This is a genomic window from Kitasatospora sp. NPDC004240 (assembly GCF_053603215.1).
In genome coordinates, this window is the sequence record NZ_JBSGFD010000097.1 from 1 (window position 1) to 24312 (window position 24312).

20 protein-coding genes and 1 pseudogene are annotated in these 24312 nt (G+C 73.6%); 12 read left to right on the top strand and 9 right to left on the bottom strand.

Annotation, left to right across the window (positions count from 1 at the left end):
• Positions 1 to 86: 86 nt before the first annotated feature.
• Positions 87 to 1061 carry an MBL fold metallo-hydrolase gene (locus tag ACWEQL_RS24675; protein WP_452152483.1) on the bottom strand — a complete coding sequence of 325 codons (975 nt, stop codon included), beginning with the start codon at positions 1059 to 1061 and terminating at the stop codon, positions 87 to 89.
• A 199-nt stretch (positions 1062 to 1260) separates the two neighbouring features.
• Here ACWEQL_RS24675 and ACWEQL_RS24680 point away from each other — a divergent pair, with 199 nt between their 5' ends.
• The 3 genes from ACWEQL_RS24680 (at position 1261) to ACWEQL_RS24690 (ending at position 2675) form a co-directional block, all read left to right on the top strand.
• Entirely contained in the window at positions 1261 to 1803 is a 543-nt protein-coding gene (locus ACWEQL_RS24680) for a GNAT family N-acetyltransferase (protein WP_452152504.1), read from the top strand.
• Positions 1804 to 1922: 119 nt separating this feature from the next.
• A complete protein-coding gene (locus tag ACWEQL_RS24685; protein ID WP_452152484.1) occupies positions 1923 to 2324 on the top strand; it encodes an ATP-binding protein in 402 nt (133 codons plus the stop codon).
• Positions 2325 to 2336: 12 nt separating this feature from the next.
• Entirely contained in the window at positions 2337 to 2675 is a 339-nt protein-coding gene (locus ACWEQL_RS24690; RefSeq protein WP_452152485.1) for an STAS domain-containing protein, read from the top strand.
• A gap of 63 nt (positions 2676 to 2738) precedes the next feature.
• Here the strand turns inward: ACWEQL_RS24690 and ACWEQL_RS24695 are convergent, their stop codons facing one another.
• The gene (locus tag ACWEQL_RS24695) at positions 2739 to 3656 is read right to left on the bottom strand and encodes an N-acetyltransferase family protein (protein ID WP_452152486.1); all 918 of its coding nucleotides are present in this window, start codon (positions 3654 to 3656) and stop codon (positions 2739 to 2741) included.
• 259 nt (positions 3657 to 3915) lie between these two features.
• Here ACWEQL_RS24695 and ACWEQL_RS24700 point away from each other — a divergent pair.
• From ACWEQL_RS24700 to ACWEQL_RS24710, 3 genes and pseudogenes are all read left to right on the top strand, one after another.
• A pseudogene (locus tag ACWEQL_RS24700) lies at positions 3916 to 5180 on the top strand (multinuclear nonheme iron-dependent oxidase).
• 30 nt (positions 5181 to 5210) lie between these two features.
• Positions 5211 to 6254 (top strand): TIGR04222 domain-containing membrane protein, encoded by a 1044-nt coding sequence (locus ACWEQL_RS24705; RefSeq protein ID WP_452152487.1) that lies wholly within the window; start codon positions 5211 to 5213, stop codon positions 6252 to 6254.
• A 268-nt stretch (positions 6255 to 6522) separates the two neighbouring features.
• On the top strand, positions 6523 to 7296 hold the full coding sequence (locus tag ACWEQL_RS24710) for a TIGR04222 domain-containing membrane protein (protein ID WP_452152488.1): 774 nt from the start codon (positions 6523 to 6525) through the stop codon (positions 7294 to 7296).
• A 76-nt stretch (positions 7297 to 7372) separates the two neighbouring features.
• Here ACWEQL_RS24710 and hemQ read toward each other — a convergent pair whose 3' ends face one another.
• The 4 genes from hemQ to ACWEQL_RS24730 form a co-directional block, all read right to left on the bottom strand.
• Positions 7373 to 8098, bottom strand: a complete 726-nt coding sequence (gene hemQ / locus ACWEQL_RS24715; protein ID WP_452152489.1) for a hydrogen peroxide-dependent heme synthase — start codon at positions 8096 to 8098, stop codon at positions 7373 to 7375.
• Positions 8095 to 9525 (bottom strand): protoporphyrinogen oxidase, encoded by a 1431-nt coding sequence (gene hemG / locus ACWEQL_RS24720; protein WP_452152490.1) that lies wholly within the window; start codon positions 9523 to 9525, stop codon positions 8095 to 8097. Before hemG ends, hemQ begins: the two co-directional genes overlap by 4 nt.
• A 32-nt stretch (positions 9526 to 9557) precedes the next feature.
• Positions 9558 to 10151 (bottom strand): Uma2 family endonuclease, encoded by a 594-nt coding sequence (locus ACWEQL_RS24725; protein ID WP_452152505.1) that lies wholly within the window; start codon positions 10149 to 10151, stop codon positions 9558 to 9560.
• Positions 10152 to 10244: 93 nt separating this feature from the next.
• Positions 10245 to 10925 carry a YoaK family protein gene (locus tag ACWEQL_RS24730; protein WP_452152491.1) on the bottom strand — a complete coding sequence of 227 codons (681 nt, stop codon included), beginning with the start codon at positions 10923 to 10925 and terminating at the stop codon, positions 10245 to 10247.
• Positions 10926 to 11136: 211 nt separating this feature from the next.
• Between ACWEQL_RS24730 and ACWEQL_RS24735 the strand changes: the two genes are divergently transcribed.
• The gene (locus tag ACWEQL_RS24735; RefSeq protein WP_452152492.1) at positions 11137 to 12273 is read left to right on the top strand and encodes a DUF4349 domain-containing protein; all 1137 of its coding nucleotides are present in this window, start codon (positions 11137 to 11139) and stop codon (positions 12271 to 12273) included.
• Between the two features lie 66 nt (positions 12274 to 12339).
• Here ACWEQL_RS24735 and hemE read toward each other — a convergent pair whose 3' ends face one another.
• Entirely contained in the window at positions 12340 to 13446 is a 1107-nt protein-coding gene (gene hemE / locus ACWEQL_RS24740; RefSeq protein ID WP_452152493.1) for a uroporphyrinogen decarboxylase, read from the bottom strand.
• 145 nt (positions 13447 to 13591) lie between these two features.
• Here hemE and ACWEQL_RS24745 point away from each other — a divergent pair, with 145 nt between their 5' ends.
• The 5 genes from ACWEQL_RS24745 (at position 13592) to ACWEQL_RS24765 (ending at position 20360) form a co-directional block, all read left to right on the top strand.
• Positions 13592 to 14254, top strand: coding sequence for a DUF3000 domain-containing protein (locus ACWEQL_RS24745; RefSeq protein ID WP_452152494.1), 663 nt, complete (start codon positions 13592 to 13594; stop codon positions 14252 to 14254).
• 321 nt (positions 14255 to 14575) lie between these two features.
• Complete coding sequence (locus ACWEQL_RS24750; RefSeq protein WP_452152495.1) at positions 14576 to 15292, top strand: LuxR C-terminal-related transcriptional regulator; 717 nt, start codon at positions 14576 to 14578, stop codon at positions 15290 to 15292.
• 169 nt (positions 15293 to 15461) lie between these two features.
• Entirely contained in the window at positions 15462 to 16709 is a 1248-nt protein-coding gene (locus tag ACWEQL_RS24755) for a ribonuclease D (RefSeq protein WP_452152496.1), read from the top strand.
• Positions 16710 to 17010: 301 nt separating this feature from the next.
• Positions 17011 to 18228: a thiolase family protein gene (locus tag ACWEQL_RS24760; RefSeq protein WP_452152497.1), complete on the top strand. Its 1218-nt coding sequence runs from the start codon at positions 17011 to 17013 to the stop codon at positions 18226 to 18228.
• A 2-nt stretch (positions 18229 to 18230) separates the two neighbouring features.
• Positions 18231 to 20360, top strand: a complete 2130-nt coding sequence (locus ACWEQL_RS24765; protein WP_452152498.1) for a 3-hydroxyacyl-CoA dehydrogenase NAD-binding domain-containing protein — start codon at positions 18231 to 18233, stop codon at positions 20358 to 20360.
• Positions 20361 to 20493: 133 nt separating this feature from the next.
• Here ACWEQL_RS24765 and ACWEQL_RS24770 read toward each other — a convergent pair whose 3' ends face one another.
• A complete protein-coding gene (locus ACWEQL_RS24770) occupies positions 20494 to 22047 on the bottom strand; it encodes an ArnT family glycosyltransferase (RefSeq protein WP_452152499.1) in 1554 nt (517 codons plus the stop codon).
• A gap of 176 nt (positions 22048 to 22223) precedes the next feature.
• A complete protein-coding gene (dxs, locus tag ACWEQL_RS24775) occupies positions 22224 to 24140 on the bottom strand; it encodes a 1-deoxy-D-xylulose-5-phosphate synthase (RefSeq protein ID WP_452152500.1) in 1917 nt (638 codons plus the stop codon).
• Positions 24141 to 24312 lie beyond the last annotated feature (172 nt).

The window sequence follows — 24312 nt, forward strand, 5'->3', positions numbered from 1 at the left end:
GACGGCCCGGCCCCGGGCGCGCAGCACGACGGCGAGCCCGGCCAGCGCGACGGCGGCCAGCGCCAGCGCCGCCCAGGCGAGCCCGGTCACCGGGTCTCCAGCTCGCGGGCGACCACGGCGACCTGGGTCATCGCCGCGAGGACGTCGGGGGCCTCGGTGCCGTCCAGGTGCCGGTACTCGGCGGCGACGGTGAGCACCAGCCGCTCGGGCAGGGCGAGTTCGGGGTGCCGGTCCTCGGCGATGATCCGCCGGGCGGCGTCCAGTGCGGGGATCCCGGCCTCGTGCAGGGCGTGCGCGCGCTCCCGGACGTACTCCAGGTAGCCGATGTGGGCGTGCACGCCGACCCGGTCGAGCACCGGCCCGTGACCGGGGACGATGATCTCGGCGCCGGTGGCGAGCACCTGCTCGCAGGCGGCGATGACGTTCTCCAGCGGCCCGGCCCAGTGCACCGGGTGGTCGCCGGGCTGCTCGTCGGTGGAACCGAATATCACGTCGCCGGTGAACACCGCCCGCTGGTGCGGCAGGTGGACCATCAGGTCGCCGCCGGTGTGCGCGGCGGCCAGCCCGGTGATCAGCACCGGGTACGGGCCCGCCTTCAGCTCCAGCTCACCGGTGAACACCGTGTCCGGGTGGACGGGTTCGGTCTCCGACCAGTCGAACTGGCCGAAGTGGCGCCGCAGGTAGGCGCCGAGCGGGGAGTCGGGGTCGCTGCCGGCCACCAGGGCGTGCTGCTGCTTGGGCGCGGGCTCGTAGTGGATGTGCTCCAACGCCTCGCGGGTACTGATGATCTCGGCCCCCGGGACGACGCCGGCGCCCCACAGGTGATCGCCGTTGGCGTGGGTGACGATCACCCGGTCGATGTCCACCCCGTCGGCGAGCCGCTTGCGGCTCTCCGCGAGGAACTCCGAGGCGAGCGAGGGGTCGTACGGCGTGTCGATCCACAGCGCGGTGCTCGGTGTCGCCAGCAGCCCGCAGTTGGCGAGGCCCCACCCCCGCTTCGGGGGGAGCCAGACGTACAGGTCCTCGGCAATCGCGCTCACGTTCGCACGGTTGATCGTCATGCGCGCGATTATGCCCATGAACAGTCAGGAGCGGGGCAAAACCTGTGGAGTCGGGAACACTTCGCGCCAGGAGCACCCGGGAGTGTCCTGATTCATGCCCGATGGAACGGGAGACTCCGTCTCACGGGCCGGACGTGGCGCGTTCGCCGACCGATCGGTCACGATCCACCGGAGGCACACCATGGACGAGGGAGGACTGATGATCAGCTGGCGCAGGGTCACCGAGGAGGACTTCCCGCTGCTCCGGCGGTGGCTGGAGGAGCCGCACGTGGCCCGGTGGTGGCACCACGAGACCTCGGCCGAGGCGGTGCGGCGGGACTTCGGGCCGGCGGCGCGGGGCGAGGAGCCCTCGGAGGACCTGCTGGCCCTCCTCGACGGCCGGCCGGTCGGGCTGGTCCAGCGCTGTCGGCTGGCCGACTACCCCGAGTACCTGGCCGAGATCGCCGCCGTCGTCGAGGTGCCGGACGGCGCGGTGACCGTCGACTACCTGATCGGCGAGGCGTCCCGGACCGGGCGGGGCCTCGGCACCCGGATGATCCGGTCGATCGTCGAGGCCACCTGGCGGGAGCACCCCGGCGCCCCGGCCGTCGTGGTCCCGGTGTCGGCGGCCAACCGCGCCTCCTGGCGGGCCCTGGAGAAGGCCGGGCTGCGCCGCGTCGCCGAGGGCGAGCTGGAGCCGGACAACCCCGCCGACTCCCGCGACCACTACGTCTACCGGGCGGACCGGCCCGCCCGGCCGTGAGGCCCGCCGGCTTCTTCACACCTTCGGGTGAAGGGCGCCGTGCCGTCCCCGGAAGCGGCCGGCCCCGACCGTAGGCTCACCGAGGTCGTTGACGGTGTACGGACGTCTGGGGGCCCGTGGTGCCGGAGTCACTGGAGCTACCGTCCGAGGTGGCGAGCGTGGCGGCCGCCGAGGCGTGGGTGGCGCAGGTGTGCGAGGTCTGCGGACTGGGCGAGGACGAGCGGTACCGCCTCGGGCTCGCCGTGCACGAGGCCGCCGCCAACGCCGTGCTGCACGGCAACCGGCTGGACCCCGCCAAACGCGTCCGGCTCGACTGGCACCGACGGGGCGGCTGGCTCTACGTCACGGTCGGCGACGAGGGCGAGGGCTTCGAACCCCCGCCGCGCACCCCGGAGCTCAACATGACGTCCTCCGGCCGCGGCCTGGTCATGATCGGCCACCTCACCGACGGCTACGAGATCGTGCGCCGCGACGACCCGCCGGGGACCGACGTGGTCCTGGTGCTCAACATCACCGAGTGAAGGCAGGCAGCCATGGCCACCATCAATCCCCGTACGGTCGACGGCGTCACCGTGCTGGACGTCAAGGGCAGGATCACCATCGGCGAGGGCGACATGGCACTCCGCGAGAGCGTCCGTACCGCGCTGGAGGGCGGTGCGAAGAAGATCCTGGTCAACCTGGAGAACGTCACCACCATCGACAGCAGCGGCGTCGGCGAGCTCGTCAGTTCCTACACCGCCGTCAGCAACCAGGGCGGCAGGCTCAAGCTCGTCAACCTGCCGCCGAAGGTCAACGACATCCTCGCGATCACGCAGCTGATCACGATCTTCGAGACCTATGACAGCGAGTCCGAGGCCGTCGCGAGCTTCTGACCGGCCGGAGAGGCCCACGTCGAGGGGCGGTCCCGTCCCGGCCGCCCCTCGACAGCATATGGGTCAGCCGTCCAGGCGCTTGATGAACTTCCGCTCGCTGGCGCAGCGCTCGTACCCGAGCCAGGCGTTGATCGCGAGCATCGGCGCGTTGGTGGCGTCGTTGCTGGTGTACGCGCGGCGCAGGCCGGCGGCCCGGGCCCGGTGCAGCGACTCCAGCTTGGCGAGCTTGGCCAGTCCGCGCCCCCGGAACTCCCGCCGGGAGGCGGTGAACGCCGACCAGTACCGGTCGCCGTCGCTCTGCACGGCGCTGAACGCGGCCGGCACCCCGTCGACCACGGCGACCATCGTCAGCGCGCGGTCCAGGTCGGGGCGGGCCCACACCGTGGCCAGCCAGTCCTGGTAGTCGGCGGCGTCCATCTCGACCTCGCCGGGCTCGTCGCGCGCCGCGTCCGCCTCGACCAGGAAGATCGGGTACGGGTCGTCCGCCCACTCGGTGACCGGACGCAGCTCGACGCCCTCGGGCGGCGCGGTCCGCTCCGGCAGCGGGAGGGTGAGGTCGCGTCCGCCGAAGTGGGCGGTCCGGCCCTCCTCGTAGCCGGCGGCGAGGGCGAAGGCGCGGGAGTCCTCGACCTCGTCCACCCAGGTGTGCAGCTCCACGACGCCGTGGGCGCGCAGGTGCTCCTCGGCGGCCGCCAGCAGGCCGCGACCGGCCCCGCGGCGCCGGAACTCCGGCAGGACGCTGCCGTTGGCGAAGCCGATGCCCTTGGTGGTCGTCCCGGTCACCACGCCGCAGCGGACCGATCCGACCACCCGGCCGTCGAGCTCGGCGACGAAGGTGCGGTAGTGGGTGTCGGCGGCCTGGTGGCCGGTGAGCCAGACGAACACCTCGGGGGTGAGCAGCAGGTGCTCACGGCCGGCGCTGTGGGCGGCGGAGGAGGCCTCGGCGTCCTCGGGGCGGAAGTCACGGATCGTCAAAGTCATAGGCGGCCAACGGTAGCGGGCGAACCGCCGTCCGCGCCTCCGAATTACGGGCCCCCACCTGCGAAGACGTCCCGGGGTGGCCGGTAGGGTCCGTCCCGTCCGAACCACCAAGCTCAAATAATGCTCTGAGATGACCGGTAGAGGCTTGGCAGTCGCCGCGTCCGGGGACATCCTCAGCAGCACGAGCCCGGACGGCCCTGGCGAAGACGCCCGCGCCGACCGCACGGCTCCTCCCACCGGCCCTCAGAGGGGGCTCACCATGACTTCGCTCTCCACCCTCCACCTCGGGGTCGGCCTCGGCTGGCGCTCCGAGATCGACACCGTCGTCGAACGCCAGCCCGGCCTCGACTGGGTCGAGGTCGTCGCGGAGAACGTCTGCGCCGACCACCTCCCCGAGTCGCTGCGGGTCCTGCGCTCGCGCGGGGTCACCGTCGTCCCGCACGGCGTCGGCCTCGGCCTCGGCGGCGCCGACCGGCCCGACGGCGACCGGCTCAAGGCGCTGGCGGAGACCGCGCTGGCGCTGGAATCGCCGCTGGTCACCGAGCACCTGGCGTTCGTCCGGGCCGGCGGCCTGGAGGCCGGCCACCTGCTGCCCGTCCCGCGTTCACGGGACGCGCTGAAGGTGATCGCCGAGAACGTCCGGATCGCCCGGGACCAGCTGCCCGTGCCGCTCGCCCTGGAGAACATCGCCGCCCAGCTGAGCTGGCCGGACGACGAGCTCACCGAGGGGCAGTTCCTCGCCGAACTCGTCGAGCGCACCGGCGTACGGCTGCTCATCGACGTCGCCAACCTGCACACCAACCGCGTCAACCTGGGCATCGACCCGGCCGCCGAGCTGGACCGCCTCCCGCTGGAGGCCCTCGCGTACGTGCACGTCGCGGGCGGCCGGCTGGTGGACGGCGTCTGGCACGACACCCACGCCGACCCGGTCACCGAACCGGTGCTGGAGGTGCTCGCCGAGCTGTGCGCCCGGGTCGCGCCGCCCGGGGTGCTGCTGGAGCGGGACGGCAACTTCCCGCCACCGGCCGAGCTCTCCGGCGAACTGGACGCCATCCGGGCCGTCCTGGACGGCGCGCGATGACGGAGGAGGACCTCACCGCCGCGCGCGCCGACCTCGCCCGGCGCCAGGCGGAACTGCTCGCCGCCCTGGTGGCCGGCGGGCCGGTGCCGCCCGGCTTCGACGAGCGGCAGGTGCGCGCCCAGTCCGTCGGACTGGCGAGCAAGCGGCGCGACACCACGGCCAAGGTCGCACCGGAGCTGGCGCGGTCCCTGGGGCCGCGCTACGGCCCGCTGTTCCTGGCCTACGCACGACGGCACCCGCAGACCGGCGGCTACCGGGCCGACGCCCGGGCCTTCGCCGAGTGGGTGCTCGGACGGGAGGGACCCGCCACCCAGGGGGACCCCGTCCCGGGGGAGCTCGACACCGCGACCCGCGCGGCCGTCGAGCTGTGGCTGCGCGGCCCGGTGCCGAGGCCGCGCACTCCGCTCGGACGCCTGCGCCGGGCGCTGAGCCGCGACAACTGACCGACCACCGAAACAACCGGGGGAACGCCCATGTGGCACGACTGGCTCTACCTGATCCCGGGCCTCTACCTGGCCACCACCATCGTCCTGACCGGCATCGCCCGCGCCCGGGCCTTCCGGGTGCCCAACCCGATGGGCCTGCCCGGCCGCGGCCTGCCGCTGCTGGACGCCGCCTTCCTGTCCGGCGGCCCCGGCCGCGCCTTCGACACCGCGCTGGTCCGGATGCACAAGACCGGCCGGGTCATCGTCTCCCGCTCCGGACTGATCACCTGGACCGGCGTGGAGCCGTACGACGAGGTCGAGGCGGCGATCGTCGAGGCCGTCGGGCCGGAGCGGCGGCGCGAGCTGAAGGCCGTCCGCCGGGACGTGATGCGCTCCGCCGCCGTGCAGCGGATCGGCGACGGCCTCGCCGGCCGCGGTCTGATGCGCAACCCGGTCGGGCTGGAGCGGGCCCGCAAGGCCCGCGGGCTGATCTGGCTGACGTCGCCACTGGTGGCGCTGTTCACCGTGGCGGGCTTCCTGATGGGCGGTGACCGCCCCGACCTGATGATGGCCGCCATCCTCTTCAGCGCGCCGCTCGTCGCCGTCCCGTCCCTGCGGGTGCCGAAGAGCCGGATCACCCCGGCCGGGCGCAGGCAGCTCGGCCTGATGACCCAGGGCTCCACCGCGTGGAACCCCGGGACCGGCTCCGGTGTGGACGCGGGCACCGGGCTGCTGCTCGGGGCCGTCGCGCTGGGCGGCCTGGCGGTCGGACTCGGCGACGACCTGGAGCTCCAGGAGACGATGCTGGAGGCGGAGGCCGAGCTGGAGGCCCAGGCCCGGACGGCCGCGCTGACGACCGGCTCCCCCGCCTCGTCCTCGAACTCCTCCTCGTCCTCCTCCTCGTGCGGCTCGACGACGACCTGGTGCGGCGGCTCGTCCGACTCCCCCTCGTCCTCCAGCTGCGGCGGCTCCGGCTGCGGCTCCTCCTCCAGCTGCTCGTCCTCGTCGGGCTCCAGCTGCTCGTCGTCCTCCTCCAGCTGCGGCGGCTCCAGCTCCAGCTGCGGAGGCGGCGGGGGCGGCTGCGGCTCCTGACCCCGGCCGGCCGAGGGCGTGTCTTGTGGATCTTGTCGGATAGGCCGCGGTGTTGGGGTGCGTGCATCGCAAGGCGGAGGAGGGAGCCACTGCGGAGCATTGGCGACCGACGACAACGCGGCGAGGTGCGTGCCCCGGCGTCGCGGACCCGGCAGTGATCCGCAAGACACACCCTAGGTGCCCGGGACGCTCCGCGACCGGTCACAGTTCGGTGAAGCGTTCCGGGAATGCGTTCCACGCCGGGCCGGGTCGGGTCTAGAACAACCCCATGTGGTTGCTCTTCCTGATCCCGGCCTGCGTCGCCGCGGTGCTCTCCTGCATCCGGCTGGTCCGGGTCACGGCGACCGCCGACTCCCTCACCGGCCGGGGCGACCCGCGACCGCCGGAACCCGTCGGAATCGGCCTGTACGAGACCGCGTACCTGGCCGGCGGCCCGGACCGGGTGGTCGACCTGGCACTCGTCCTGATGGCCTCCCGCGGGCGGCTGCACCTCGCCCACACCGGCTGGACCACGGTGGTCGACCCGCAGGGTCGCAGCCGGCTGGAACGCGCGGTGATCGCCTCGGTCGGGCCGGAGGTGCAGTGCCGTACGGCGCACCTGCGGCGGGCCATGGCGGCCCACCCGACCGTGCTGGAGATCGGCGCCCGGCTCTCCCTGGCCGGGCTGGCCACGCCGGCGGTGGTCCAGCGCAGCACCGTGCTGGCGGTCCGCCAGGTCCGCCACTCGCTGCTGCTGTCACTGGTCCTGCTGACCGGGGCGCTGGTCGCCGGGTGGCTGGAGGGCGGTGACACCCTGGCGGCGCTGGCCTGGTTCTCGCTGCCGCTGATCCTGACCTCGGGCACCCTGCTGATGGCCCGGGTCGACGTCTACCCGTACACCCGCTGGGCCTCGCCGCTGGGCCAGGAGGTGCTGCGCGAGGTCCGCCCGCCGCACCAGTACGGGCTCGCCGACGACGAGGAGCGCGAACTCCTCACCGCCGTCGCCATGGTGGGGCCCTCGGTGCTGCCGGACGCCCGGCTGCGGGCGGCCCTGCGGTACTGACCGGTCCGCCGCCCCGCTGTACACCACGAGGGCCCGCCCGGTGCTCCCACCGGGCGGGCCCTCGTGTGTCCGACCGTCAGACCAGGCCGTTCAGGAGCTCGCTGACCGGCTTGCGGCGGCCGGTGAAGAACGGCACCTCCTCGCGCACGTGCAGCCGCGCGCGGGACGGGCGCAGGTCGCGCATCAGGTCGACGATGCGGTGCAGCTCGTCCGCCTCGAAGGCGAGCAGCCACTCGTAGTCGCCGAGGGCGAAGGAGGCCACCGTGTTGGCCCGCACGTCCGGGTAGCCACGGGCCATCTGGCCGTGCTCGGCGAGCATCGAGCGCCGCTCGGCGTCCGGCAGCAGGTACCACTCGTAGGAGCGGACGAACGGGTACACGCAGACGTAGTCGCGCGGGTGCTCGTCGGCGAGGAACGCCGGGATGTGCGACTTGTTGAACTCAGCCGGGCGGTGCAGGGCCATGTTGGACCAGACCGGCTCCAGCAGCCGGCCGAGGCCGGTGCGGCGGAAGCGGTTGTACGCCTCCTGGAGGTCGTCCGAGTCGGCGGCGTGCCACCACACCATGACGTCCGCGTCGGCGCGCAGACCGGACACGTCGTAGGTGCCGCGCACCGTGACGTCCTTGGCGGCCAGCTGGGCGAACAGCTCGTCGACCTCGGCGGCGAGGGCGGTGCGGTCCTCGGGCAGGGCACCCTTGAGCTTGAACACCGACCACATGGTGTAGCGGATGACCTGGTTCAGGTCCCGCGCCTTCTTCTTCTCCGGCTGGTGCTCGGACTGCTGCTCAGCGATCTCGGTCATGCGCCCATTGTCCTCTCCGTGACGGTGTCCCCGGTCGGCGGGGTCAACAGTTTGTCGATGCTCTCGGCCGCGGCCCGCGCGCTCGCCACGCAGGCCGGGATCCCCACCCCGTCGTACGCGGCCCCGCACAGCGCCAGCGCGCCCACCCGTCCGGCCGCCTCGCGGATCCGGGCCACCCGGTCCAGATGGCCGACCGGGTATTGCGGCAGGCCGGCCCGCCAGCGGGTCACCGTGGTGTCGTACGGCTTGGCGCTCAGGCCGATCGCCTCGCCCAGGTCGGCCAGCGACCGGTCCACCAGCTCCTCGTCCGACCGGTCCAGCGGCTCCTCCTCGCGCAGCCGGCCCAGCGAGGTGCGCAGCAGGAAGCTGTCCGGGGCGGAGCGCTCCAGCCAGCCCCACTTGTTGGAGGAGAAGGTGGACGCCTTGATCCGGCGGCCGTCCACCGGCGGCACCAGGAAGCCGCTGCCGGAGGGGACGGCCGGCAGGTCCGCGCGGCGGAAGGCCAGCGTGATCAGGGCCATGCCCGCGTACTCGACGGCGTCCAGCTCGGCGGCGGCGCCGGGCGCGTCGGCCCGCAGCAGCCGGGCGGCGACCGGGGCGGGGACGGCCAGGACGACCGCGTCGGCGTCCAGCGTGCCGGCCGCGGTGGTGACCCGCCAGCCGTCCGGGGTGCGGCGCAGGCCGTCCACCGGGGTGTCGGTGCGCAGGTCGACGCCGGCCTTCGTACAGGCGGCGGCGACCGCCTCGGGCAGGGTGCCGAGGCCGCCGCTCAGGCCCTGGAAGACCGGGCCCGAGGCGGTCTGCGGCCGGGTCGCCAGCGCGTGCACGCCCTCGACCAGCGAGCCGCCGCCGCGCGCGATCGCCAGCAGCTGCGGGACGGCGGCGCGCAGCGAGATCTCGTCCGCGTGGCCGGCGTAGACACCGCCGAGCAGCGGCTCGACCAGCCGGTCCACCACCTCGCGGCCGAGCCGGTCGGCGACGTAGCGGCCGATGGCGACGTCCTCGCCGACCTCGGTGCGGCCCTCGTGCCGGGCGCGCTCCAGGCCCTCGGGACTCAGCACCCCGGAGGCCTCCAGGGCGGCCAGGTCACCGGGGACGCCCATCACCTGTCCGCCGGGCAGCGGGCGCAGCGCGCCCCGGGTCCAGATCGCGGCCTTCGCGGTGGACGGGGGCTCCAGCGCGTCACCGAGACCGACCGCCCGGGCCAGCTCGACCGCCTCGGGGCGCCGGGCCAGCATCGACTCGGCGCCGAGGTCCACCCGGACACCGCCGACCTCACCCCCGTGCAGCTTCCCGCCGACCCGTCCGGACGCCTCCAGCAGGGTCACCCGCGCCCGCGCGGGCCCCTCCAACGCCCCACCCAGCCAGGCGGCCGCGGTCAAACCCGCGATCCCGCCGCCGATCACCACCACGTGTGCTTGCGACATGACGGCAGTCTCGCAGGCCTTACACCGTCACCTCAGTCACCCCGCTCCGCCCCTTTCCCCGCGTTCTTCGCGGCGGGCACCAGCGCGTCCAGGTCGATGGCCACCGGGAACGGCACCGACCGCTCCAGCTTCCCCCGGAAGATCCCGGCCGGCGCGTACGAGCCGAGGGCGGGCTCCAGCTCGAAGACGTGCGCGACGGGCAGGCCATCCTCCTCCTCGATCAGCCAGTAGTGCGCGATGCCGGCCTCGGCGTACTTGCGCAGCTTGACGGTGCGGTCGCGGTCGGCGGATTCGGGGGACACGGCCTCGACGACCAGCACGACGTCGGCCGCGGCGTAACCGGTGCGGTCCGGGTCGTAGTCGGCCTCGGCGACCAGCACATCGGGCTCAGGGCGGTTGCGCCGGTCCAGGGTGATCGTCATCTCGCGCTCCACGAGGAAGCCCTCCGGGGCCCGGTCCTCCAGCGCGACGGTCAGCGCGGTGACGACGTGGGTGTGCCACCAACGCTGTGGGGACAGCATCAGGATCAACGCTCCGTCGATCAGCTCGGTGTGCCGGGGTGCCTCGGGAAGTCGGTCGAGGTCGTCGGCAACCCCGCCCTCGGTGCGCGGGGGGGGTAGATCCAGTCCGGCAACTCACTTATGCCGCCCACGCTAGCCGCTCCGACGTCCGCCCGGGGCTCCCCGCAGCGCGCGCGGATCGCCGCCGGGGGGCGCGCGTCATGGGGTGACCGGGGCCGGGGTCCGGGTCTGGGCGAGGGCGGCGAGGAGGACGGCGGCGGCGACGGCGAGGAGGAGGGGCGCCGGGCGGATGTGGTGGACCAGGAGGGCGGCACCGGCCAGGCCGCCGAGGAACATGGCGAGGACGGCGGCGACCCGCCGGGGGACGTTCCGGTGGCCGCCCAGGTCGTTGAGCAGGGCGGTGAAGGTGCGGGTGGCCAGGGTGGTGGGCAGGTCGGGCACGTGGGCACGCAGGGTGGTGACGCTGCGCAGGCCCATCGCCAGGGCGACCAGGGCGACCACCGCGTAGTGGCGACCGGTGAGCGGCGCGGGCCCCGCGGGGAGCGGGAGGGCGATCAGCCCGGCGGCGGCCACCAGCGCGGCCTCGACGAGCAGCCCGGTCACGAACCACCGCCGGTGGCGCGCGTTCACCCACCGTTCCAGCAGCCCGCCCGTCAGCACGCCCGCGGCGAAGGCCCCCAGGGAGACCGAGGAGGCCGCCACCGACAGTTGCCCTGCGCCCGCCCCGGCGAGGCCGAAGGCGAGGAAGAGCAGGTTGCCGGTCATCATCGCGGTGAAGACGTGCCCGAGCGCCAGCAGGCTGACGGCCTCGACCACGCCGGTGGTGAGGGTGAGCAGGACCATCGTGGCGGTGAGCACCGTGCCCGTCTTCGGCTGCATCGGCCCACTGTGCGACGGGCGGCGCCCGCTCACGCGTACGGCACGCCGGGGGCCGTTTCCGGACGGCGACCGAGCCGTGACGCAGTCGGGATCTCCCGGGCGGGTCCGGATCGGGGCGGGCTCCGTCCAATGGTCCGAGCGCCCGGATCCGGGCGCCGTGACGGCGAGTTGGGGAGGCACGAGCGTGCGGGGAGCAACGGGTAGAGCGGGGGTGCTGGCGGCCGGGGCCGTGGTGGCGGTGCTGCTGGTCGGCGGGTGCGGCGGGGCCGGGTCGGGCGACAGCTCGACGCTGGCGGACGCGGCGGCCCCGGCGAAGGCGCCGGAGGCCGCCGGTGCCGCCGAGGCCGGGGGCGGGGCCGGGGCCGCGCCGAACAAGGTCGCGCCGAACGCCCCGGCGGCCGGTTCGCCGGCGCCGGGCGCGCGGGCCGGCTCGGGTTCCGGCTCGGGCGCGTCCGCCGGACCGGCGGCGCCCGATCCGGTTGTGGCGAAGGCCGCGGACACCCGGCAGATCGCGTACAGCGCGCAGCTCTCGCTGCGCAGCAAGGACGTGCCGAAGCTGCTGGAGCAGGCGCGGACGGTGGCCACGGCGGCCGGCGGCTACGTGGGCTCGGAGAACACCGGCGGGGCCGCGGCCGGGACGACCGAGGGCGCCCAGAACGGGCAGATCACGGTGAAGGTGCCGTCGGCGGCCTTCCAGCAGACCCTGGACCAGCTGGCCGGCCTGGGCGAGGTGGTCTCCCGGCGCAGCCAGGCCGAGGACGTGACCCAGCAGGTCGCCGACGTGGCGGGCCGGGTGCAGACCCAGCAGGCGAGCGTGGACCGGATCCGGGCGCTGATGGCGCAGGCGAAGACGATCGGCGAGGTGACCTCGCTGGAGTCCGAGCTGGCCCGCCGCGAGTCCGACCTGGAGTCGCTGCTGCGCCAGCAGAAGGAGCTGGCCGCGAAGACCTCGCTGTCCACCATCACCGTGGACGCGCGGCGCGAGGCGAGGCCGGTGCACAACGACGCGCCGGACGTGAAGAAGGAGGACGGCTTCGGGGACTCGGTCACCGACGCGCTCGGCAACGGCTGGCGGGCGCTGCTGGCGATCGTCCGGGGCATCGCGGTCACGGTGGCCGTGGCGGCGCCGTTCCTGCTGGTCGCCGTGCCGCTGGTGGTGCTGATCCGGTTCCTGCGGCGGCGGCGCGCTCCGAAGCTGCCCCCGGTGCCGGCCCACGGGCCGTGGCCGGCGCCCGTACCGCCGGCCCGGGACGGGAACGCGGACGGCGGGACGGACGGCGATACGGACGGTGGCGCGGGCGGCGAGGCGCGGGAGCCGCGTCCCCGGCAGGAGGACGCGGACCGCTGACACGTCACGACGGCGGGCCCCGGTGCTCCGGGACCCGCCGTCGACGTAGGGAGCCCTGTACGGAGGTCAGCGCGCGCTGGCCTCGTGGACGAACTCGACCAGCCGGCTGAGCGCGTCCGGGTCCATGCTCGGCATCACGCCGTGGCCGAGGTTGAAGACGTGGCCGCTGCTGCCGAGCGCCTGGGCGGCGTGCAGCACCTCGCGGGCCTTGGTCTCCACGGCCCGGGTCGGGGCGAAGAGCACCGCCGGGTCGAGGTTGCCCTGCAGGGCCTTGCCGGGGCCGACCCGCTCGGCGGCGACGTTCAGCGGCACCCGCCAGTCGACGCCCACCACGTCCGCGCCGGCCTGGCCCATCAGACCGAGCAGCTCGCCGGTGCCGACGCCGAAGTGGATGCGCGGCACGCCGTACCCGGCGACCGCGTCGAACACCTTGGTGCTGGCGGGCATCACCGAGCGGCGGTAGTCGTCCGGGGCGAGCGAGCCGACCCAGGAGTCGAAGAGCTGGACGGCGGAGGCGCCGGCCTCGATCTGGACCTTGAGGAAGGCGGCGGTGATGTCGGCCAGCCGGTCGACCAGGGCGGCCCACAGCTCGGGCTGCCCGTACATCATGGCCTTGGTGTTCTCGTGGTTCTTGGACGGGCCGCCCTCGACCAGGTAGCTGGCCAGCGTGTACGGCGCGCCGGCGAAGCCGATCAGCGGGGTGGTGCCGAGCTCGTCGACCAGCAGGCCGACCGCCTCGGTGATGTAGGGGACGTCGTCCGGCTCCAGCGGGCGCAGCCGCCGGAGGTCCTCGGCGGTGCGGATCGGGTCGGCGATCACCGGGCCGATGCCGGGCTTGATGTCGACGTCGATGCCGATCGCCTTGAGCGGGACCACGATGTCGCTGAAGAAGATCGCCGCGTCCACCTTGTGGCGGCGCACCGGCTGGAGGGTGATCTCCTTGACCAGTTCGGGCCGCATGCAGGAGTCGAGCATCGGAATGCCCTCACGGACCTTCAGGTACTCGGGCAGCGAGCGGCCGGCCTGGCGCATGAACCAGACCGGGGTGTGCGGTACCGGCTCGTGCCGGCAGGCGCGCAGGAACGCCGAGTCGTGCGCGGCGCCGCGGCGCGCGGGGGTCTGCGGGCCGGCGGGGGCCGTGGCTGCCGTGGTGTCTGCCGTAGTGTCGCTCACGGTTCAAATCTTCGCATGCGCCCCGGGCCGCCCCTCCAACCCGGTCTCGTGGCTTCCTCCAAGATGTGGCCGGATTGCTCTCCCGGCGCGCCGCACGGGCGGAAGTTGCACCGGTTGCCCGCGTTTTCGACCTAGTCTTCGGGTCATGGCAGCGGTCGGAGGGCACCCCTCGCAGGGTGGCGGAACAGGTGGCGGGACGGGTGGGGAGGCGGCACCGAGCGGATTCCGGGCCGCCGTCGAGGCGCTGAACGGGGCGCGGCTGCGCCCGGAGGTGCTGCTCTCCCCCGCGCCGGCGCCGCGCCGTCTGGCCCCGCACGCCTTCGCCGTGACCGCCTCCGTGGAGGTGGACGGCGACGAGCTGGCCGACGGCCGGCTGGTGCTGCTGCACGACCCGGCCGGGCAGGAGTCCTGGAACGGGGACTTCCGCGTGGTGACCATGACCCGGGCGGAGCTGGAGCCGGAGATGGCCGGCGACCCGATGCTCTCCGAGGTCGGCTGGGCCTGGCTGCTGGACGCGCTGCGCGCGCACGGCGCCGGGTACGCGGAGCCGAGCGGCACGGTGACCCGGTGCGCCTCGCAGTACTTCGGGGCGCTGGCGGAGCGCGGCTCCTCCGACGAGATCGAGATCCGGGCCTCCTGGACGCCCTCGGACGGCCGCTTCGAGCGGCACCTGGCCGCCTGGGCGGACCTGCTGTGCATCAGCGCGGGCCTGCCGCCGGCGCAGGGGGCGGCGCAGCCGCTGCCCGACGCGCCGTCACTCGGTGGGGTGGTCCCGATGCCCGCCCGCCGGCGTCCGCGCTCGCACTGAGGAGTGGTGGTCGGGCCGATCGGGGCCGGGCCGGGCCAGAGCCACCCCCAGGGCTGACGGAGTGTGACTTCAGCGCCGCTCTATGTCAATTACCAGGCGGAAATCGACTGATCCGTGCTTGATCTGATCGATTTTGTGCGAATTCCGGGCATGTCGTATCAGTCACCTGCGCGATTTGTCCGTATTGTTACTCACTAGATCGTGATCTTTCGCTAAAGCCGGGCACGGTAGCTGCCGAAGCAGACTGTGACCCTTTCCGAACGCGGAACACTCCGACCGCCCCCATCGGGGTTCCGTCCGCCACTCCCCGCAGGAGGCCTGGTGTCGGTCCTTCTTGAGCACCCCGCAAACGTGGTCGCCTACCGTCCGACCAAGCCCACCGCCATGGTGGTCATCGCCGATCCCCGCGTGCGCAACACCGTCACCCGGCACCTCTGGGCGCTCGGTGTGCGGGACGTGATCGAGGTCTCCTCGATCGCCGAGGCCCGGCCACGGGTCTCCACCCCGCGCGACATCTGCGTCGCCGACGTGCACCTGCCGGACGGCTCCGGGCTGACCATCCTGGCCGAGACCCGCGCCGCGGGCTGGCCCAACGGCCTGGCGCTCTCCGCCGCCGACGACATCGGCGCGGTCCGCAGCGCGCTGGCCGGCGGCGTCAAGGGCTACGTGGTCACCGGCACCCGGACCAACGTCGCGATGCCCGGCCGCCCCGGACTGCCGATCGGCGCCGGCGGCCTGGCCGGCCGGATGCGCCGTCCCGGCATGCCGGGCATGCCCGGTGCGGCCGGTGCGCCGGGAGCCCCGGGCGCCCCGGGTGCGCCCGGCACCCAGCAGTCCGCGTACCGCGAGCTGTCCGGCCGTGAGGTGGAGGTCCTGCGACTGGTCGCCGAGGGCCAGTCCAACAAGGCGATCGGCGTGGCCATGGGCCTGTCCGCGCTGACCGTGAAGTCCCACCTGGCCCGGATCGCCCGCAAGCTCGGCACCGGCGACCGCGCCGGCATGGTCGCCGTCGCGCTGCGCACCGGCATCATCCACTGAGTCCCGGCGGGCCCGCTGCGGCGGCCTGGAGGAACGTTTCCTCCGGGCCGCCGCGGCGCACCGCCCGACCCGGCGGCCACCCGCCCGGCCCCACCACGGCATATGCGGGGACGCGGTCTGACCAGTCCGACAACACTCCCGGTCGCGAGGACCGTCGTACCCTTGGTGAGTGACCGACGCCGTAGCAGCCATCCCAGAAGACACCGCCGCCCCGGTCCCGCTCCTGGAGCCCAAGGAGGGGATCCCTCCCGTCGTGGCGGACGAGCAGGCACTGGCCGCGGTCATCACCGCGTTCGCCCGGGGCACCGGACCGGTCGCCGTGGACGCCGAACGGGCCTCCGGCTACCGGTACGGGCAGCGCGCGTACCTGATCCAACTGCGCCGGGAGGGCGCCGGGACGGCACTGATCGACCCGATCGCCTGCCCGGACCTCAGCGGGCTCGGCGACGCACTGGCGGACACCGAATGGGTGGTGCACGCCGCCACCCAGGACCTGCCGTGCCTCGCCGAGGTCGGGATGAGACCGCGGCGGCTGTTCGACACCGAGCTGGCCGGCCGGATCGCCGGCTTCGCCCGTGTCGGCCTCGGACCGATGACCGAGAGCGTGCTCGGCCTGTCGCTGGCCAAGGAGCACTCCGCGGTCGACTGGTCCACCCGCCCGCTGCCCGAACCCTGGCTGCGCTACGCGGCTCTGGACGTCGAGGTGCTGGTCGAGCTGCGCGACGCACTCGAACAGGAGCTGGACGCCCAGGGCAAGCTCGACTGGGCGCTGGAGGAGTTCGCCGCGATCGCCGCCGCCCCCCGGCCGGCGCCCCGGACCGACCCCTGGCGGCGCACCTCCCAGCTGCACAAGGTCCGCCGCCGCCGCCAGCTGGCCGTGGTCCGCGAGCTGTGGCTGGCCCGCGACCGGATGGCGCAGGAGCGGGACGTCTCGCCGGGCCGGGTGCTCTCGGACGCCGCGATCGTCAACGTCGCGCTCGCCATGCCGCTGAACGTCCCCGGGCTGCAGGCCGTCCAGGGCCTCGGCCCGCGGGTGCACCGCCGCCAGCTGGAGCAGTGGCTCGCCGCCGTCCAGCGCGCCCGGGAGATCCCGGAGGCCCAGCTGCCGCCGGCCGCCGCCCCGCACGACGGCCCGCCGCCGCCGCGCGCCTGGGCCGAGAAGGACCCGGTGGCCGCCGCCCGGCTCTCCGGCGCCCGGGCCGCGGTCAGCGAGCTGGCCGAGACGCACAACCTGCCCGCCGAGAATCTGATCACCCCGGACCTGGTGCGCCGGGTCTCCTGGGAGCCGCCGGCCGACGCCAGTGCCGACAACGTGGCCGCCGCGCTGCGCCGGCTGGGCGCCCGCCAGTGGCAGGTGAACCTGGTCGCCCCGGTGGTCGCCGCCGCCTTCGCGGCCGCGGCCACCGCGACGGACTGACCGCCCGGGCCGCACGCGTGAAGGGGATGCCGTCCCACCGACGGCATCCCCTTCGGCGTCCCCGGGGACGCGTGGGTGAGTCGCCCCCGGGAGACGGGCTGGCACCGGGTACGAGCGCCCGGAGGCGAGCGGGTGAGTGACAGTGGCGCGGGACACACAGGTGGATGCACCCGCCGGGCCTGGGCAGGTTGGTTACCGGCGGGTAGCATGGCTGTGAAGCGGCGCCGCTCCTGTCCCTCGACTGCGACGGACGGCGGCAGCCTGCCCACCTCAACCGTTGGTCCCTGGGAGGAGAGCCCCCGTGCCTCGTACCGCGAGGGACGTCGTCTTCGTCGATGGCGTCCGCACCCCGTTCGGCAAGGCCGGCCCGAAGGGCATCTACCACGAGACGCGCGCCGACGACCTGGTCGTCAAGTGCATCCGGGAGCTCGTGCGTCGTAACCCGAACCTGCCCGTCGAGCGCATCGACGAGGTCGCCGTCGCGGCCACCACGCAGATCGGTGACCAGGGCCTGACCATCGGCCGCACCGCCGCCCTGCTGGCCGGCCTGCCGAAGTCCGTCCCCGGCTACGCCATCGACCGCATGTGCGCCGGCGCCCTGACCGCCGTGACCACCACCGCCGGCGGCATCGCCTTCGGCGCGTACGACGTGGTCGTGGCCGGCGGCGTCGAGCACATGGGCCGTCACCCGATGGGCGAGGGCGTGGACCCGAACCCGCGCTTCGTCTCCGAGAAGCTGGTCGACGAGTCCGCCCTGTTCATGGGCATGACCGCGGAGAACCTGCACGACCGGTTCCCGCACCTGACCAAGGAGCGCGCCGACGCCTACGCCGTGCGCTCGCAGGAGAAGGCCGCCAAGGCGTACGCCAACGGCGACATCCAGCCCGACCTGGTGCCGATCTCGATCCGCAACACCCGCCCCGAGGTCGGCGAGACCGGCTGGGGCCTGGCCACCGTGGACGAGCCGCTGCGCCCGGGCACCACCATGGAGTCGCTGGCGGGCCTCAAGACCCCGTTCCGCCCGCACGGCAACATCACCGCCGGTAACTCGGCCGGTCTCAACGACGGCGCCACCGCCTCGCTGCTGGCCGCCGAGGACGTGGCCGAGGAGCTCGGCCTGCCGGTCAAGATGCGCCTGGTCTCCTTCGCCTTCGCCGGCGTGGAGCCGGAGTTCATGGGCGTCGGCCCGGTGCCGGCCACCGAGAAGGCGCTGGCCAAGGCCGGTCTGACCATCGACGACATCCAGGCCTTCGAGGTCAACGAGGCCTTCGCCGTCCAGGTGCTGGCCTTCCTGGACCACTTCGGCATCGCGGACGACGACGAGCGGGTCAACCCGTTCGGCGGCGCGATCGCCTTCGGCCACCCGCTGGCCTCCTCGGGCGTGCGCCTGATGAACCAGCTGGCCCGCCGCTTCGAGCAGCGCCCGGACGTCCGCTACGGCCTCACCACGATGTGCATCGGCTTCGGCATGGGCGGCACCATCATCTGGGAGAACCCGCACTTCGAGGGTGGTAAGTGACCATGAGCACCACGACTGAGCTGCTGACCCGTGGCGCCGAGCTGTTCCCCGGCGAGGTCGTCACCACCGCGCACGTACGCCACCTGGACCTGCCGCTGCAGGCCGGCAAGCTCGCGCTGATCACCCTGGACAACGGCTTCGACCACACCAAGCCGACCACCTTCGGCCCCGGCTCGCTGCTGAAGCTGGACGCCGCGCTGGACCAGGTCGAGGCCGAGGCCGCCGCCGGCACCATCGTCGGCGCCGCCATCACCGGCAAGCCGTTCATCTTCGCGGTCGGCGCCGACCTCAAGGGCGTCGAGCTGCTGAAGGAGCACCAGGACGCGCTGGCCATCGGCAAGGGCGGCCACGAGGTCTTCAAGCGGATCGCCGCGCTGCCCGTCCCCACCTTCGCCTTCTACAACGGCGCGGCGATGGGCGGCGGCGTCGAGGTCGGCCTGCACTGCACCTACCGCACGGTCAGCTCGGGCGTCCCGGCGTTCTCGCTGCCCGAGGTCTTCCTGGGCCTGGTCCCGGGCTGGGGCGGCTGCAGCATCCTGCCGAACCTGATCGGCCCGGCGAAGGCCGTCAAGGTCATCATCGAGAACTCGATGGCCCAGAACAAGCAGCTCAAGGGCAAGGAGGTGTTCGAGCTCGGCATCGCGGACGCGATCTTCGAGCCGGCCGACTTCCTGGAGCAGTCGCTGCTGTGGACCGCCCGCGTGCTCAAGGGCGACGTCGTCGTCGAGCGCGAGGAGATCGACCGCGGCAAGGCCTGGGACGACGCCGTCGCCTGGGGCCGTCTGGTCGCCGACGGCAAGGTGCACGGGGCCGCTCCGGCCGCGTACCGGGCGCTGGACATCATCGCCCAGGTCAAGGACCAGGACCTGCAGGCCGGCTTCGACGCCGAGGACGCGGCCCTGGCCGACCTCATCATGGGCGGCGAGCTGCGCAGCGGCATCTACGCCTTCAACCTGGTGCAGCGCCGCGCCAAGCGCCCCTTCGGCGCGCCGGACAAGTCGCTGGCCCGCCCGGTCACCAAGGTCGGCGTCGTCGGCGCCGGTCTGATGGCCTCGCAGCTGGCCCTGCTGTTCGCCCGTCGCATGGAGGTGCCGGTGGTCCTCACCGACATCGACCAGGAGCGGATCGACAAGGGCGTCGGCTACGTCCACGCCGAGATCGACAAGCTGCTCGGCAAGGGCCGCATCGGCAAGGACAAGGCCAACCGCCTCAAGGGCCTGGTGACCGGCTCGCTCGACAAGGCTGCCGCCTTCGGTGACGCGGACTTCGTGATCGAGGCCGTGTTCGAGGAGATGGGCGTCAAGCAGGCCGTCTTCGCGGACCTGGAGAACGTGGTCTCCCCGACCTGCGTGCTCGCCACCAACACCTCCTCCCTCTCGGTCACCGAGATGGCCTCGAAGCTGAAGCACCCGGAGCGGGTCGTCGGCTTCCACTTCTTCAACCCGGTCGCGATCCTCCCGCTGCTGGAGATCGTCCGCGCGGAGAAGACCGACGACGCCTCGCTGGCCACCGCCTTCGGTGTCGCCCGGAAGCTGAAGAAGACGGCCGTGCTCACCAAGGACGCCCCGGCGTTCGTGGTGAACCGCATCCTGCTGCGCTTCATGGACGCCATCCAGGGCGCCATCGACGAGGGCACCCCGATCGAGACCGTCGAGAAGGCCGTGCTGCCGCTCGGCCTGCCGATGTCCCCGATCGTGCTGCTGGAGCTGGTCGGCCCGGCCATCGCCCTGCACGTGTCGGAGACCCTGGCCGCGGCCTTCCCGGAGCGCTACACCGTCTCCGAGAACCTCGGCAAGCTGGTCGCGGCCGGCAAGCGCGGCTTCTACGTCTGGCAGGACGGCCAGCAGGTGCTCGACCCCGAGGTGATGGCGCTGCTGTCCTTCGGCGACACCGTGCTGACCGAGGAGCAGGTCCTGGCCCGCGCCCTGGAGGCCGTGGCCCAGGAGATCGGCCTGATGCTCGACGAGGGCGTCGTCGGCGAGGCGCAGGACATCGACCTGTGCATGATCACCGGCGCCGGCTGGCCCTTCCACCTGGGCGGGATCACCCCGTACCTGGACCGCGAGGGCGTCTCCGAGCGGGTGAACGGCAAGCGCTTCCTCGCCCCCGGCGTGGCCTCCATCCCGGCCTGAGCCCGGACCCCGCAGTACGGGAGGGCCCCGGTGACCGAATCCTCGGTCACCGGGGCCCTCCCGTACGTGCGCGCCGCCCGGTGTCCGGCCGGGCGGCGGGGCCGCTCGGTGCTCGGCCCGGCGGCGGGGCCGCTCAGCGCTTGAGGCGGTAGACCACGGTGTCGGCGAAGACGCCGACCATCTCGTAGTGGGTGGAGAGCAGGTTCTCGATCCTCGGCACCAGCTCGGGCTGGTACGGGGCGAGGCCGGAGTCGTCCACCACGATCTCCGGCAGGCCCTTGGCGAGCTCCTGGTCGAAGGTCTGCCAGGCGTCGGCGACGCTGAACTGCTCGCCGACGTTCTGGCTGCCGTCCTTGCCGCCGCTGTAGTTGGTCAGGAAGCCCGCGGTCAGGTAGCGGGTGGCCGGCTTGCGGTCGGCCAGCCAGTACAGCTCGGGGTGCATGCCCCAGACCAGCACGCTGTCCTTGGGCGTGGTCTGCGCGGCGACCGCGGTGGCCACCTCGGTGGTGCGGTTGAGCCGCTCCCCCGGCCAGGCCAGCGCCAGGCCCCAGAAGGCGGTCGCGGCGACCGTGGAGTACACCAGGACGGGCTTCCAGCGGACCGCCGAGGTGGCGACCGCGCCGGTGCCCAGCAGCACCAGCGGGGGCATCAGCTGGAGGTAGTAGTGGCCGAAGAAGTGGAAGCCCACGCTGACCGCGACGACCGAGGAGAGCAGCCACATCCACAGGTCGCCGGTGGAGCCGTGCTCCTCGCCGGCGGCGGGCAGCGGGCGGTGGCGGTACCTGAGCCAGAGCCGGCGGCCCACCGGCACCAGGAAGCCCAGGCCGGCCGCCGCCAGGATCGCCGAGTTGCCGAGCGCCCGGCCGGTCATCTGCAGCCAGGCGCCGCCGAAGGAGGCGTAGTCGCCGCTGCCGGTGACCACCCAGAAGAGGAAGCCCTTGGGCTTGGTCAGGATGACGGCGACCAGCGCTATCGGCAGGGTGAAGCCGAACGCGATCTTGAACAGGGCGGGGGGCCAGCGCACCCCGCGGTGCCGGGCGTCCTGGTAGAGCATCCAGAGCACCGGCAGCATCACCGCGCCGCCGGTCTGCTTGGTGAGCGAGCAGAGCGCCACCGCGATGCCCGCCGCCAGCCAGCGGCGCCGCTCGGCGTACCGGAAGGCGGCCACCATGGCCGGCAGCATGAAGACCTCGAAGGTGGCCGCCTGGGTGTCCTCCGGGGAGAGCCCGATGGAGACCAGCAGGTACAGCGCGCCCGCCGCGCCGCCGGCCCGGTTGCCCCAGCGGCCCCGGGCGATGGACGCCAGCAGGATCGCGGTGACCAGGTGCGCGACCACGGCCAGGGTGCGCAGCGGCCAGAGCGAGGTGGAGCCGAACACCGCGAAGCAGGCCTGGTACAGCCAGGGCAGCAGCGGCGGCTTGCGGTCGACCACCGTGTCGTACAGCACGCCGCCGTCGGCGAGCATCCGGGCCTGGGTGGCGAGGAAGCCCTCGTCGGGGCTCCAGACCGGCCGGACGAACGACGGGATGTGGGTCACCAGCGCCAGCAGCGCCAGCACGGGCACCAGCCGGGTCCAGTACCGCCCTCCGGCCCCGAAGCCGCCCTCGGGCAGCCGGAGCCCTGAGCGGACGCGGTCGGGCCATCGACCGGCCAGGGCGGCGGGACGGAAGCGGATGGGTGTCGGCACGGACGACAACCTACCGGGCGGGATGGGCCCGGGCAGTGTCGGTCCCGCCTTTCGGTGCGATTATCGGGCCGACCCGTGGCGAGCTGTTACAGGATCGGCACAATCGGGCCCGGCGTGGGCCGGAAAACGACGCGCCCCGACCGGAAGGGCCGGGGCGCGTCGTACGGCGGGGTGGGTCAGGCCTGGACGGGGGTGGCCTCCAGGCCGGCGGCCTTGGCCGCGAGGGCGGTGACCTGGCGGGCGATGTCCGCGGCGGTCAGGCCGATCTCGGCGAGGATCTCCGGACGCGAGGCGTGGTCCAGGAACTCCTGCGGGATGCCGAAGTCGCGCACCGGCACGTCCACGCCGGCGTCGCGCAGGGCCTGCGCGACGGCCGCGCCGACGCCGCCGACCCGGCCGTTGTCCTCGATGGTGACGACGGCCCGGTGCTCGGCCGCCAGGCCCGGCAGGGCGGCGTCCACCGGCTTGACCCAGCGCGGGTCGACCACGGTGGCGGTGACGCCCTCGGCGGCCAGCAGGTCGGCCACCTCCAGGCTGGTGGAGGCCATCGCGCCGACCGAGACGATCAGCACGTCCGCGCGGCGGCCGCCGTCGGCCGCCTCGCCGGCCTCGCGCAGCACGTCCATGCCGCCGATCCGGCCGACCGCGGGGACGGCCGGGCCGACCGTGCCCTTGGAGTAGCGGACCACGGTCGGGGCGTCCTTGACCTCGACGGCCTCGCGCAGCTGGGCGCGGACCTGGTCGGCGTCGCGCGGGGCGGCCAGCCGCAGGCCGGGGACGACCTGCAGGATCGACATGTCCCACATGCCGTTGTGCGAGGCGCCGTCGGTGCCGGTGACGCCCGCGCGGTCGAGGACGAAGGTCACGCCCAGCTTGTGCAGGGCGACGTCCATCAGCACCTGGTCGAAGGCGCGGTTGAGGAAGGTCGCGTACACCGCGACGACCGGGTGCAGCCCGCCGGTGGCGAGGCCCGCGGCGCTGGTGACGGCGTGCTGCTCGGCGATGCCGACGTCGAAGATGCGCTTCGGGAAGGCCTTGGCGAAGGGCGCCAGGCCCACCGGGTGGAGCATGGCCGCGGTGATGGCGACGATGTCCTCGCGCTCGTGCCCGAGGGCGACCATCTCCTCGCCGAAGACCGAGGTCCAGTCCTTGCCGGCGCTCTTGATCGGCAGGCCGGTCTCCGGGTGGATCACGCCGACCGCGTGGAAGCGGTCCTCGTCGTTGTTCTCGGCGGCGTGGTAGCCGCGGCCCTTCTCGGTGAGGCAGTGGACGATCACCGGGCCGCCGAAGCCGCGCGCCTTGGTCAGCGCGGACTCCAGGGCCTGCAGGTCGTGGCCGTCGATGGGGCCGATGTACTTGAGGCCGAGGTCCTCGAACATGCCCTGCGGGGCGATGAAGTCCTTGAGGCCCTTCTTGGCGCCGTGCAGGGTGTCGAACAGCTGCTGGCCGACCACCGGGGTGCGCTGGAGCGCGTCCTTGCCCCAGGACAGGAAGCGCTCGTAGCCCTGGGTGGTGCGCAGGGTGGCGAGGTGGTTGGCGAGTCCGCCGATGGTCGGGGAGTAGGACCGCTCGTTGTCGTTGACGACGATGACCAGCGGACGGCCGTCGGCGTCGGCGATGTTGTTGAGCGCCTCCCAGGCCATGCCGCCGGTGAGCGCGCCGTCGCCGATCACGGCGACCACCGGGTCCGGGCGGCCGAGCAGCTGGTTCGCCTTGGCCAGGCCGTCGGCGTACGAGAGCACGGTGGAGGCGTGCGAGTTCTCGATCACGTCGTGCTCGGACTCGGCGCGGGACGGGTAGCCGGACAGGCCGCCCTTCATCCGCAGCCGGGAGAAGTCCTGGCGGCCGGTGAGCAGCTTGTGGACGTAGCTCTGGTGGCCGGTGTCGAAGAGGATGCGGTCGCGCGGGGAGTCGAAGACCCGGTGCAGGGCGATGGTGAGCTCCACCACGCCGAGGTTGGGTCCGAGGTGTCCGCCGGTCTTGGAGACCTCCGTGACCAGGAAGGTCCGGATCTCCTCGGCCAGGGCGGCCAGCTGGCCGGGCGTGAGCCGGTCGAGATCGCGCGGTCCCCGAATGCGGGTCAGCAGGGCCACCCGTTCCTCCTCGTTCAGTGTTGCGGACCTCGGCCGGTCCGACGGGCGTCGCTGCCCTCTTCGCCTGGAACGATCCGACCGTCTCGGTTCGTGCCGACCGGTCGAGTCTAATGTCCGCCTGCCGGACGCCGAGCGGCGCGCCCGTACTCCGGCGGACGCGGCGACGATGTGC

What these genes read in the sequence shown, in the direction of transcription:
- ACWEQL_RS24675 (WP_452152483.1), bottom strand. Translation starts at nt 1,061, where the DNA reads ATGACGATCAACCGTGCGAACGTGAGCGCGATTGCCGAGGACCTGTAC.
- ACWEQL_RS24680 (WP_452152504.1), top strand. Translation starts at nt 1,261, where the DNA reads ATGATCAGCTGGCGCAGGGTCACCGAGGAGGACTTCCCGCTGCTCCGG.
- ACWEQL_RS24690 (WP_452152485.1), top strand. Translation starts at nt 2,337, where the DNA reads ATGGCCACCATCAATCCCCGTACGGTCGACGGCGTCACCGTGCTGGAC.
- ACWEQL_RS24695 (WP_452152486.1), bottom strand. Translation starts at nt 3,656, where the DNA reads ATGACTTTGACGATCCGTGACTTCCGCCCCGAGGACGCCGAGGCCTCC.
- ACWEQL_RS24705 (WP_452152487.1), top strand. Translation starts at nt 5,211, where the DNA reads ATGTGGCACGACTGGCTCTACCTGATCCCGGGCCTCTACCTGGCCACC.
- ACWEQL_RS24710 (WP_452152488.1), top strand. Translation starts at nt 6,523, where the DNA reads ATGTGGTTGCTCTTCCTGATCCCGGCCTGCGTCGCCGCGGTGCTCTCC.
- hemQ (WP_452152489.1), bottom strand. Translation starts at nt 8,098, where the DNA reads ATGACCGAGATCGCTGAGCAGCAGTCCGAGCACCAGCCGGAGAAGAAG.
- hemG (WP_452152490.1), bottom strand. Translation starts at nt 9,525, where the DNA reads ATGTCGCAAGCACACGTGGTGGTGATCGGCGGCGGGATCGCGGGTTTG.
- ACWEQL_RS24730 (WP_452152491.1), bottom strand. Translation starts at nt 10,925, where the DNA reads ATGCAGCCGAAGACGGGCACGGTGCTCACCGCCACGATGGTCCTGCTC.
- ACWEQL_RS24745 (WP_452152494.1), top strand. Translation starts at nt 13,592, where the DNA reads ATGGCAGCGGTCGGAGGGCACCCCTCGCAGGGTGGCGGAACAGGTGGC.
- ACWEQL_RS24765 (WP_452152498.1), top strand. Translation starts at nt 18,231, where the DNA reads ATGAGCACCACGACTGAGCTGCTGACCCGTGGCGCCGAGCTGTTCCCC.